The organism is Chromobacterium haemolyticum (genome assembly GCF_002081825.1).
GTDB lineage: Bacteria > Pseudomonadota > Gammaproteobacteria > Burkholderiales > Chromobacteriaceae > Chromobacterium > Chromobacterium fluminis.
On the sequence record NZ_MUKU01000045.1, the window covers coordinates 26,462 to 37,712 of the forward strand.

The window sequence follows — 11,251 nt, forward strand, 5'->3', positions numbered from 1 at the left end:
ATGAGTCTGTTTGTTGAAACGCTGGGTCAAGGCCCGGACGTAGTCCTGCTGCACGGTTGGGGCTTGCATGGCGGCGTGTTCAGCCGCGTGGCGGCGCAATTGGCCGTTGGCCATTGCGTGCATCTGGTCGACCTGCCCGGTCACGGCGCGTCCGCCCCATTGGCCTCCTTCGACGCCGACGCGGTGGCCGATCTGTTGGATCAGGCTTTTCCGTTGCCGCTGCAATTGGTGGGCTGGTCGCTGGGCGGCTTGATCGCCCAGCATTGGGCGGCCCGCCATCCCGACAAAATCAAGAGCCTGGCCTTGGTGGCGACCAGCCCGCGCTTCGTGCGCGACGACAGCTGGCCGCACGCGCAGGAGCGCAAGTCCATTGAAGCCGTGGCCGCCAGTCTGGACGGCGCCTTCGAGCAGACGTTGGAACGTTTCCTGGCTTTGCAGATGATGGGCGCGCCGTCCGCGCGCGACACGCTGAAGGCCTTGCGCGCGGACTTGTTCGCCCATGGCCGGCCGCAAGGCCTGCTGCCGGCGCTGGAGCTGTTGCTTATGGCCGACGCGCGCGCGCTGGCCGGCCGCATTCAATGCCCGGTGGGCCTGTTCTACGGCGCCCGCGACGCCATCACGCCGATAGGCGCCGGCCGTTGGCTGGCCGACGCGCTGGGCGATGCCCGGCTTTATGAATTTCCGCAAGCGTCGCACGCGCCGTTTCTGTCGCACGAAGCCGAATTCGTCGCCGCGCTTGCCCAGCATTTGGAAACCCATGCATGACTGAAGCGTTTTACACCGACAAGGCGCGCGTGCGCGCCTCGTTCGAGAAGGCCGCCGCCAGCTACGACTCCGCCGCGGTCTTGCAGCGCGAAGTCTCCGACCGGATGTCCGAGCGGCTGGACTACATCAAGTTTCAGCCGCAAGTGGTGCTGGACGCCGGCGCCGGCACGGGTTACGGCTCGGCCCAGCTGCGCGCCCGTTACCCGGAGGCGCGCGTGGTGGAACTGGACCTGGCTCAGGCGATGCTGCAAGCCTCCCGCGCCAAGCAGCAAAGCGGCGACGGGCTGTTGAAGAAACTGTTCCGTCCCAGCCTGCCGTGGCAGGTGGTGGCCGACGTCGAGCGCCTGCCGCTGGCCGACGCCAGCGTGGACATGATCTGGTCCAGCCTCACCATCCAGTGGGTCAACGTGCCGGATAGCGTGTTCGCCGAATTCCGCCGCGTGTTGAAGCCCGAAGGCATGCTGATGTTTTCCACCCTGGGCCCGGATACCCTGCATGAACTGCGGGGCGCCTTCGCCGGAGTGGACCGCGCCACCCACGTCAACCAATTCATCGACATGCACGATCTGGGCGACGCGCTGATGCGCGCCGGTTTCGCCGAGCCGGTGATGGACATGGAAAAAATCGTGTTGACCTATGGCCGCGCCCGCGAGGTGATGGCGGACCTGAAAGCCATCGGCGCGCACAACGCCACCAGCGGCCGCGGACGCGGCCTGATGGGCAAGCACGCCTGGCAGCGGGTGGAGGCGGCGTATGAGGATTTGCGCCGCGACGGCAAGCTGCCGGCCACCTACGAGGTGGTGTACGGCCATGCCTGGAAGGGCGGCGATAAGAAACTGGCCAAGTTCAGCGACGACGGCCGCCAGGTGATCGAGTTCGTCAAGAAACGGCCGGAATAGGCGATGCCGACCATCCGCTCGGCGACGCAAGCAGACGCCGCTTGCCTGGCCGCTTTATCGATTCAAGTGTGGCTGAGCACCTACGTGACCGACGGCGTCCGCAGGGACATGGCCGACTATGTGCTGAACGAATTCACGCCGGCCAATTTCGAGACGCTGATCGCCAGTTCCTCGCATCATCTGTTGGTGATGGAGCAAGATGGATTTTTGCTTGGCTATGCGCTGATGAAGCTGGACAGCCCATGCCGAGGCTGCGATTTCCCCACCGTGGAAATGCACCGGCTTTATCTGGTGGAGAGCCGAACCGGGGAAGGCCTGGGCCGACGTTTGCTGGCAGCGGCGCGGGGATGGGCGTTGGCTCTTCCCGGACAACCGAGTTTGTGGCTGACGGTGTGGCACCGCAACGAGCGCGCGATCGCGTTCTACCGCCGGCTAGGCATGACCGTTCACGGCGAATGCCATTTCGAATTGGAGGGCGCGCGGCATCTGAATTACGTGATGCTGGATTGCGCGTCCGTTGGGGCGGTTCCGACCACCGCCGATGCCTGAAAGCCCGATGAAATCATGATGAGTAAACACACACTCCGCCCCTGGCTGTTGGCGGGCATGGCCGCGCTGCTGTCGGCTTGTTCCACCTTGTCTTCCCCTCCCGCGGCGGTGCCGCCCAAGCCGGTGCTGAAGCCCAAGATCGGCTTGGCGCTGGGCGGCGGCGCGGCCAAGGGCTTCGCCCACGTTGGCGTGATCAAGGTGTTGGAAGCCGCCGGCCTCACGCCGGATCTGGTGACCGGCACCAGCGCCGGCAGCGTGGTCGGCAGCCTGTACGCGTCCGGTCTCAGCGGCATGCAGTTGCAGAGCCGGGCGATTCAATTGGACGAATCCAACCTCACCGACTGGACCTTGTCCAGCAAGGGCGTGATCAAGGGCGAGAAACTACAGAACTGGATCAACGCTCAGGTGGCCAACAAGACCATGGAACAACTGCCGCGCCCGTTCGGCGCGGTGGCCACCGAGCTGGACAGCGGCCGCAAAGTGGTGTTCCGCCTGGGCAACACCGGCCAGGCCGTGCGCGCGTCGGCCAGCATTCCCAATGTGTTCCTGCCGGTGAAGATAGGCAACAAGAGTTATGTCGACGGCGGCCTGGTCAGCCCGGTGCCAGTCAGCGCCGCGCGCGAGATGGGCGCGGACTTTGTCATCGCCGTCGATATCTCGGCGCGGCCGCGCAAGGGCGCCGCCACCGGCTTTCTGTCCATGCTGGACCAGAGCCTGAACATCATGAACGGACCGGCGCTGGCGCAAGAGCTGAAGCAGGCCGAGGTGGTGATCCGCCCGCAAGTGCAGAATATCGGATCCGCTCAATTCGACGCGCGTCATCAGGCTATTCTGGAAGGTGAGCGCGCGGCGCAGGCGGCGCTGCCGCAGATCCGGCAATTGCTGCAGCAAAAAGCCATTGCCATGAATAAGTAATGGCATAATGCTGCCGGGCTGGTCCTGCATCGCGGCATGGCTGGCCGCCTTCCATCAGCAACCGCAGGCACGGCCTGCCTGGAGACCTGAATGATCAAGCTTTACGGCGCTGCGCTGTCCCCTTATTACAACAAGGTCAAAATCGCCTTGCTGGAAAAGGGCGTCAACTTCCAAGAAATCCTCACCGCCCCTTCGCAGCAGGAAGAACTGCTGGCGAAGAGCCCGATGGGCAAGATTCCTTTTATCGAAGTGGGCGGCCACGCCATGGCGGAGTCATCGGTGATCCTGGAATGGCTGGAGGACGCCTATCCCACCGCCTCCTTGCTGCCGCCGACGCCGAACGGCCGCGCTCACGCGCGCCAACTGAGCGCGATGCTGGATTTGTACGTGTTGTTGCCGGCGCTGCCGCTTTACCGCCATTGGCTGTTCGGCAGCCCGCTGGAAGCCGGCGGCATTGACGCCGCTCGCCAGCAGATCACTCGAGGCGTGGCGGCCTGCGCGCAGTTGCTGGATTACGGGCCTTGGGCCTGTGGCGAAGATTTCAGCAGCGCCGACATCAGCGCCGCCTGCATCCTGCCGGCGCTGGAGCAGATGAGCAAAGCCTTGCTGGGCGAAGACGTGACCGCCGCCTTCCCCGACCGAGAGGCCTATTTGCAGCGCCTGTCCGCGCGCAGGAGCGTGAACCGGACCTGGAGCGAGAGAGAGGCGGCCTTGACCGCGTTTCGCGCGCGTCAGCAGCAGTAGGGTAGACCGCAGGCCAGGCTGATCCGCTTGCCGGCATGCGGCGTTTGAGTAATTATAGAGCTCAAACTCCAATCAAGTGTTTGCCCACAGCGCAAACGCCTTGCCCAAGCGGGAGACCGTGATGAAGTTCGATATTCAGTTGCTGCTGCTGGCGATGGCGCCGGTGTTTCTGGCCTTTGTGGCCGGCGAGTTGTGGCATCTGCGCCGGCAGGGCCGGCTCAGCCTTTACGACTGGCGAGACTCGGTGTGCTGTGCCTGTTTGGGTTTGTTGCACCAGGGCGCGGACAAGCTGGCCTGGGTGCTGGTGCTGCCCTTGTACGCATGGATTTACCAGCAGCACCGTTTGTTTCAGTTTTCCGATTCCTGGCTCAGTTTCCTGCTGCTGTTCATTGGCCAGGATTTTCTCTACTACTGGTTTCACCGCGTCAGCCACCGGGTGCGCTGGCTGTGGGCGGCGCATAGCGTGCATCACAGCTCCACCCGCATGAATTTCACCACCGCCTTCCGTCAAAGCCTGATGTATCCGCTGGCCGGCATGTGGGCGTTCTGGCTGCCCTTGGCCTGGCTGGGCTTTCCGCCGGAGCAGGTGGTGGGCGTGGTGTTGCTGAACCTGGCCTTCCAGTTCTTCGTGCATACCCAGGCCTGCCCCAAGCTGGGTTGGCTGGAGTTCGTGCTCAACACCCCGTCCATCCATCGCGGCCACCATGCCAAGAATCCGCGCTACATCGACCATAACTACGCCGGCGTGCTGGTGGTCTGGGACCGCCTGTTCGGCACCTATGTCGAAGAGAGCGCCGACGACCCATGCGACTACGGCACCGTCAAGCCGGTGAACAGCTTCAATCCGCTGTGGGTTAGCGTGGTGGAATGGCGCGACATGCTGCGCGAAGCCTGGCGCGCGCCAAACTGGAAAGACCGTTGGACGGTCTTGTTCGGCCCGCCGGAAGAGGCGGAGGCGGCCGCGGCGCGCTGGCGCTGAGGGCATGAAAAAAGCGGACCGGGAGGTCCGCTTTTGCGTGGCGATCAGGATGGTTTGTCGCTTGAAGAACGTTTCAATGCAGTATCGCCGACGCGCAACAGATCGTGAGCGGGTTTTAAACCAGCACTTTGCCGTTCTTGGCCGGCAAGGTCTTGCCCTTGGGCTTGCGATCCATGCGGACGGTGCCGGTCTTGCCGTCCAGCGAGTATTTGACGTCGTAGCCGACGACCTTCTCGCTGCTTTCGTTCACTTCATTGCAAATGGTCTGGGTGCTGTTGACCTGATCGCGTTGTTGCATGCCTTCCTGCACCTTGTTGCCGGCCAAGCCGCCGGCCAGCGCGCCGATCACGGTGGCGGCTTTCTTGCCGTTGCCGCCGCCCACCTGATTGCCCAGCACGCCGCCGAGCACGCCGCCTATCACCGAGCCCGCGATGCGGTTTTGATCCTGCACCGGCGCTTGATGGGTCACTTGCTCCTGATGGCAGACCTGCTTGGGCGCATTGACGGTTTCCTTGATCGGCGTCACCGCCAGAATGCGGGCATGCGTGGCGTGAACCGGCGCCGCGGGCTTGGCCGGCGCGCTTGGTTCGGCGGGCTTCGCAACGGCTTGAGCCGTTTGAGCGGCGGCCGGCGCGGCCGCCGCGACGGTAACCGGAGCGGAGGCCACCGTGGGCGGCAGAACCGCGGCGGCGGATGCTGCGGCCGGCGCGCTGGCGGTTTGCTGAGGCGCGGCCGCGGTTTGCGGGTTGGATTTCACGGCCTGATAGCCGGCCACGCCCAGGCCGCCAAGGGCAATGCCGCCGCCCAGCACGCTGGCGATCAACAAGGATTGTTTCATGGTTCGTCTCCAAAAAGCAGGCCGTCTATGCGGCCGTAATCATGATGAGTGAGATGAAATTCAGACACTTTATGGTGGCAGACAGTTGCAAATTAAATGTTTTCCATTTGTTACTAAAAGTGGCGAGTCGTTAGCGTTTACGGTGACGAGAGCGGGAATCGGCTATCTGTAGCGGTTTGATTTAAATCAAGATATCGGCGAGCAAACGCTTGCTTATATGTCTTTGGTATTGTTGGGGCGGGGGAGTGGACTCGTAGCAGAAATTTGCAGTAGTCTGCAGATAATTGAGCAATTAGAGCAAAGTTTTTGTTTAAATAATCGAATTTAATTTCATTGTATCCAATATATGACGCTATTAAGGCATAAAAATCCAATGTCTTCATTTGACGCGAGGCGGGCTTGAGTGCTTAATGTCCAGCTTGTTGATGTTTGCAACAGGAACGACGCGGCTTGCCTGAATTGTCATGCTGTTGGTATTAATGTTGCTGGAAAATGATGATTTTAGGGGGCAGCCTTGACTGATATCTCCACCGAAGCCGGTTTGAAACGCGGCTTGAAAAACCGCCACATCCAATTGATCGCGCTGGGCGGCGCGGTGGGCACCGGCCTGTTTCTCGGTTCGGCCAGCGTGCTGAAAGCCGCCGGTCCGTCCATGATTCTGGGCTACGCCATCGCCGGCCTGATCGCCTTCATGATCATGCGCCAACTGGGCGAAATGGTGGCCCAGGAGCCGGTGGCTGGCTCGTTCAGCCACTTCGCCTACCGTTACTGGGGCGATTTCGCCGGCTTCCTGTCCGGCTGGAACTACTGGGTGCTGTACATCCTGGTCAGCATGGCCGAGCTCACCGCCGTCGGCGCCTATGTGCAGTACTGGTGGCCGCATGTGCCCGCCTGGGTGTCGGCGCTGGTGTTCTTCGTCTGTATCAACGGCATCAATCTGGCCAACGTCAAGGTTTACGGCGAGGCGGAGTTCTGGTTCGCGCTGATCAAGGTGGTGGCGGTGATTGCCATGATTCTGTTCGGCGGCTACCTGCTGCTGACCGGCACCGGCGGTCCGCAAGCCTCGTTCAGCAACCTGTGGAGCGATGGCGGCTTCTTCCCGCATGGTTTCAGCGGCCTGTTCATGATGATGGCGGTGATCATGTTCTCCTTCGGCGGCCTGGAACTGATTGGCTTGACCGCGGCTGAGGCGGACAATCCGCGAACCACCATTCCCAAGGCGGTGAATCAGGTGATCTACCGCATTCTGATCTTCTACATCGGTTCGCTGGTGGTGCTGCTGTCCCTGTACCCGTGGAGCAAGGTGGCGTCCGGCGGCAGCCCCTTCGTGATGATCTTCCAGCAGATTGGTTCCGGCCTCACCGCCAACCTGCTCAACTTTGTGGTGTTGACTGCGGCGCTGTCGGTATACAACAGCAGCGTCTACGCCAATAGCCGCATGCTGTACGGCCTGGCCAAGCAGGGCAATGCGCCCAAGACTTTGATGAAAGTGGACAAACGCGGCGTGCCGGTGACGGCGATCCTAGTGTCGGCGGCGGCGACCTTCGCCTGCGTAATCCTCAACTATGTGTTGCCGGGCGAGGCGCTGGGCATCTTGATGTCGCTGGTGGTGGCCGCCTTGGTGACCAACTGGGCGATGATCAGTCTGACGCACTTGAAGTTCCGTCGCGCCAAGGTCGAGGCCGGCGAACAAATGGTATTCAAATCATTTTGGTTCCCGCTGACCAACTGGGTCTGCCTGGCCTTCATGGCGATGATTTTGCTGATCCTGCTGCTGACGCCGGGCGCCGCGGTATCGGTCTATGTGTTGCCGATATGGCTGGGGTTGTTGTGGGTAGGTTATCGCGCCAAGGGCGCGCCGGCGGCGGAGCCCGCGCGCCAAACGCCTTGAGGATGTTCTCATCGGTCGCACGGCGACCGTAATCGGCAGGGCCCCCTCCCCAATCGGCAGGGCCCCCTCCCCTAGGTGGCCCTGCTTTTTTACGTAGGCTTATCCGGCCTGAAATGTTTATTGGACGATATGTCTAATAAATTGAAGTCATGGCATTGATATACAATCATTTGCCAAATATAGTTAAATGTTTTTTGACCATATGTCTTATTTTGTTTAATCTGGTCATGGTTTGTTTGAAGTTGATGTATGTAATAGGGATGTCTTGCTGGTTTTATTGGACAGTTTGTCCAGTTTGCGAGTGATAAGGGCCTTGCTGCATTGATGAAGCAATACCGTTCCATTCACTCAATCAGCAGGAGACGCCAAGGTGAGCGTTACCCCCACTTCCACCGGTTTGAAGCGCGAGCTGAAAAACCGCCATATTCAGTTGATCGCGCTGGGCGGCGCGATCGGCACCGGTCTGTTCCTGGGCTCGGCCAGCGTGTTGAAAGCGGCCGGACCATCGATGATTCTCGGCTACGCCGTCGCCGGCTTCATCATTTTCCTGATCATGCGCCAATTGGGCGAAATGCTGGCCGAAGAGCCGGTGGCCGGTTCGCTCAGCCATTTCGCCGACCGTTACTGGGGCAAGTTTCCCGCCTTCTTGTCCGGTTGGAATTACTGGGCGCTGTATGTGTTGGCCGGCATGGCCGAGCTGACGGCCGCCGGTGAATACGTGCGCTACTGGTGGCCGGATGTGCCCACCTGGGTCACCGCGCTGGTGTTCTTCGTGGCGATCACCGGCGTCAATCTGAGCAGCGTCAAATACTATGGCGAGACGGAGTTCTGGTTCGCGCTGATCAAGGTGGGCGCGGTGATTGCGATGATCGTGTTCGGCGGCTATCTGCTCTTGTCCGGTAGCGGCGGCCCGCAGGCCTCGGTGAGCAATCTGTGGCGCGATGGCGGCTTCTTCCCGCACGGCTTTGGCGGCTTGTTCATGACGATGGCGGTGATCATGTTCTCCTTCGGAGGGCTGGAGCTGATCGGCATGGCGGCGGCGGAGACCCAGGACCCGCAGAAAACCATTCCCAAGGCGGTGAACCAGGTGATCTACCGCGTGCTGATTTTCTATATCGGCTCGCTGGCGGTATTGCTGTCCTTATATCCGTGGAGCAAGGTGGCCGCCGGCGGTAGCCCCTTCGTCATGATTTTCGAGCAGATCGGCGCCGGTTTCGCCGCGCACGGGCTCAATTTCGTGGTGCTGACCGCGGCTTTGTCGGTGTACAACGGCGGCGTCTACGCCACCAGCCGCATGTTGTTCAGCCTGGCTCAGCAGGGCAATGCGCCCAAGCGCATGGCCAAGCTGGACAAGCGCGGGGTGCCGGTCAATGCCACCTTGTTCTCGGCATTGGCGACTTTCGCCGGCGTGGTGCTTAATTATCTGTTGCCCAATGGGGCGCTGGCGCTGCTGATGTCCTTGGTGGTGACCGCGCTGGTGATCAACTGGGCGATGATCAGCCTGACGCATCTGAAGTTCCGCCGTGCTCAGGGCGGCCGCAAGCTGGTGTTCGCTTCCCTGTGGCATCCGGCGGCCAACTGGCTGTGCCTGGCCTTTATGGCGATGATTCTGGGCGTGATGCTGTTCACGCCGGGCGTCGCGGTATCGGTGTATGTGCTGCCGGCCTGGCTGTTGGTGTTGTGGCTGGGTTTCCGGCTGAAGCGGGCGGGGACGGCCGAGGACGGCTTGGCGGTCGACCAGGCGTGAGCGCGCATGCCGGGCTTGACGTACTGAGGCGTAAACCGGCATGCTGGCACACTTATGAAGCAGAAGATCCCATTCCAGACCAAATCGTGGTGGTGGCGCAGCTAATCGGCGCGCCAGGGATTTTCTCATCTATTTTCCGGGCCGCCGTCATGGGCGGCCTTGTTGTATTCAGCGTTACCCTGTGCGGCGGCAAACTGTTCTGACTCAGGAGTTGTCATGTCTCGCACGCAATGGGGTTCCCGCCTCGGTTTCATTCTGGCTTCGGCCGGCGCCACGGTCGGCCTGGGCTCCATCTGGAAGTTTCCTTACGTCTCCGCGATGAACGGCGGCGGCGCCTTTCTACTGATCTATCTATTGCTGACCTTCACCTTGGGCATCGCCTTGCTGTTGGCCGAGATCGCCATCGGCCGCGCGGCGGCCTGCGGCGCGGTGAGCGCTTTCGCCCAGCTGGGCTCGCGCCGCTGGAAGCTGGTGGGCTACGCCGGCGTATTGTGCGGCTTTCTAGTGTTTTCCTTCTACAGCGTGGTGGGCGGCTGGACTCTGGGCTATCTGCTGCGCGCGGTGGACGGCCGGGTGATGAGCAACGACCCGGCGGCGCTGGCGCGCCTGTTCGGCGATTATGTGTCCGATCCCTTCGAATCCCTGCTGACTCACGCCTTGTTCACCGGGCTGACCTTGCTGGTGGTGATGTGCGGGGTGCAGAAGGGGATTGAGCGGGCCGGCAAGGTGCTGATGCCGTTGTTGTTCCTGCTGATGCTGGGCCTGATCGCGCGCTCGCTGACCTTGCCGGGCGCGGAGGCCGGCGTGGTGGCCCTGCTGACGCCGGATTTCTCCAAAGTGACGCCGGGCATGTTGGTGGAGGCCTTGGGCCTGGCCTTCTTCTCCTTGTCGGTGGGCGCCGGCTGCATGATCGCCTACGGTTCCTACCTGGGCAGGGACGCGAAACTGGCGGGAGCGGCTTTGTGGGTGACCGGCCTGACCACGCTGACCTCGGTCTTGGCCGGCCTGATGATCTTTCCGGCGATCTACGCTTTCGGTCTGGATCCGCAGGCCGGTCCGGGCCTGACCTATATGACCATGCCGGTGGTGTTCAACCACCTGCCTTTCGGCCAAGGCTTGGCGACGGCTTTCTTTCTGCTGCTGCTGATGGCGGCGCTGACTTCTTCGGTGTCCTTGCTGGAACTGGTGGCGGTGTTTCCCATCGACGAATGGGGCGTCGGCCGCCGCAAGGCGACGCTGCTCATCTGTCTGCTGGTGTTTTGCGCCGGGGTGCCGGCGGCATTGTCCTTTGGGCCGCTGGCGGATTGGAAGCTGTTCGGCCGCAATGTGTTCGAGCTGATGGATTACACCGCGTCCAACATCCTGCTGCCGCTGGGCGGCATCGGCACCGCCTGCTTCGCCGGCTGGGTGATCTGGCCGACCATGCGAGCCGAGTTGCAACTGCCCAGGGCCTTGGCGTCCGGCGTGCGTTTCATCTATTGCTGGGCGGCGCCGGTCCTGATCGGTTTGGTGCTGGTCTACAATATCTGAGCCGGGGTTCCGCGCGCGGCCCGCTGCCCATTGCCGGCCGCGCGCCGCGAAAGCGGCTCACGCTGGCTCCGAACGGGTTCTCAGAACGTTTTTACGATCTCGCGAGCTAAGGCGAGACAAGGCGAAAACAGCTGAGAAAGCGGAATGTACAGGTGGTACATGAGCATTTCGAAGTTGGTTTCAACGCCCTTGTCCAACTATCCCGCAGACGCGTAGCAGATCGTAAACAGGTTCTAAGAGCCTGTTCACGATCTTTTGAGCAACAGCACGAGGAAGGCTAAATGGATGAACTGCAAGCTGGTATTGAGTTTCCGCTCGCAGTTCTTCCATAACCGTCGGCATTTCTCAAGCCAAGCAAATGAGCGCTCCACCACCCAACGTTGAGGCATCACCG

At 61.7% G+C, this 11,251-nt stretch carries 12 protein-coding genes; 10 read left to right on the plus strand and 2 right to left on the minus strand.

The window, feature by feature from the left end; genetic code table 11:
- The 6 genes from bioH (at nt 1) to B0T39_RS22100 (ending at nt 4,851) form a co-directional block, all read left to right on the plus strand.
- Nucleotides 1–765, plus strand: a complete 765-nt coding sequence (bioH, locus tag B0T39_RS22075; RefSeq protein WP_081550538.1) for a pimeloyl-ACP methyl ester esterase BioH — start codon at nt 1–3, stop codon at nt 763–765.
- A complete protein-coding gene (gene bioC, locus B0T39_RS22080; RefSeq protein WP_081550540.1) occupies nt 762–1,664 on the plus strand; it encodes a malonyl-ACP O-methyltransferase BioC in 903 nt (300 codons plus the stop codon). The genes bioH and bioC overlap by 4 nt, the downstream gene beginning before the upstream one ends.
- Nucleotides 1,665–1,667: 3 nt before the next feature.
- Nucleotides 1,668–2,213 (plus strand): GNAT family N-acetyltransferase, encoded by a 546-nt coding sequence (locus B0T39_RS22085; protein ID WP_081550542.1) that lies wholly within the window; start codon nt 1,668–1,670, stop codon nt 2,211–2,213.
- Nucleotides 2,214–2,228: 15 nt separating this feature from the next.
- Complete coding sequence (locus B0T39_RS22090; RefSeq protein WP_081550544.1) at nt 2,229–3,128, plus strand: patatin-like phospholipase family protein; 900 nt, start codon at nt 2,229–2,231, stop codon at nt 3,126–3,128.
- A 90-nt stretch (nt 3,129–3,218) separates the two neighbouring features.
- Entirely contained in the window at nt 3,219–3,872 is a 654-nt protein-coding gene (locus B0T39_RS22095) for a glutathione S-transferase family protein (RefSeq protein ID WP_081550546.1), read from the plus strand.
- Between the two features lie 121 nt (nt 3,873–3,993).
- Nucleotides 3,994–4,851, plus strand: a complete 858-nt coding sequence (locus B0T39_RS22100) for a sterol desaturase family protein (protein WP_081550548.1) — start codon at nt 3,994–3,996, stop codon at nt 4,849–4,851.
- Between the two features lie 115 nt (nt 4,852–4,966).
- Here the strand turns inward: B0T39_RS22100 and B0T39_RS22105 are convergent, their stop codons facing one another.
- Complete coding sequence (locus tag B0T39_RS22105) at nt 4,967–5,689, minus strand: glycine zipper 2TM domain-containing protein (protein ID WP_081555196.1); 723 nt, start codon at nt 5,687–5,689, stop codon at nt 4,967–4,969.
- Between the two features lie 514 nt (nt 5,690–6,203).
- Between B0T39_RS22105 and B0T39_RS22110 the strand changes: the two genes are divergently transcribed.
- The 4 genes from B0T39_RS22110 to B0T39_RS22120 all read left to right on the plus strand — a co-directional run bounded on the left by B0T39_RS22110 (nt 6,204) and on the right by B0T39_RS22120 (nt 10,857).
- Complete coding sequence (locus tag B0T39_RS22110) at nt 6,204–7,580, plus strand: amino acid permease (protein WP_081550550.1); 1,377 nt, start codon at nt 6,204–6,206, stop codon at nt 7,578–7,580.
- Nucleotides 7,581–7,950: 370 nt separating this feature from the next.
- Nucleotides 7,951–9,327: an amino acid permease gene (locus B0T39_RS22115; RefSeq protein WP_081550552.1), complete on the plus strand. Its 1,377-nt coding sequence runs from the start codon at nt 7,951–7,953 to the stop codon at nt 9,325–9,327.
- A complete protein-coding gene (locus tag B0T39_RS25330; protein WP_141111353.1) occupies nt 9,324–9,530 on the plus strand; it encodes a hypothetical protein in 207 nt (68 codons plus the stop codon). The genes B0T39_RS22115 and B0T39_RS25330 overlap by 4 nt, the downstream gene beginning before the upstream one ends.
- 13 nt (nt 9,531–9,543) lie before the next feature.
- On the plus strand, nt 9,544–10,857 hold the full coding sequence (locus B0T39_RS22120; protein WP_081550554.1) for a sodium-dependent transporter: 1,314 nt from the start codon (nt 9,544–9,546) through the stop codon (nt 10,855–10,857).
- 245 nt (nt 10,858–11,102) lie between these two features.
- Here B0T39_RS22120 and B0T39_RS22125 read toward each other — a convergent pair.
- Nucleotides 11,103–11,251, minus strand: a 149-nt coding sequence (locus B0T39_RS22125; protein WP_141111082.1) for a transposase, incomplete at its 5' end; no start/stop codon positions are given.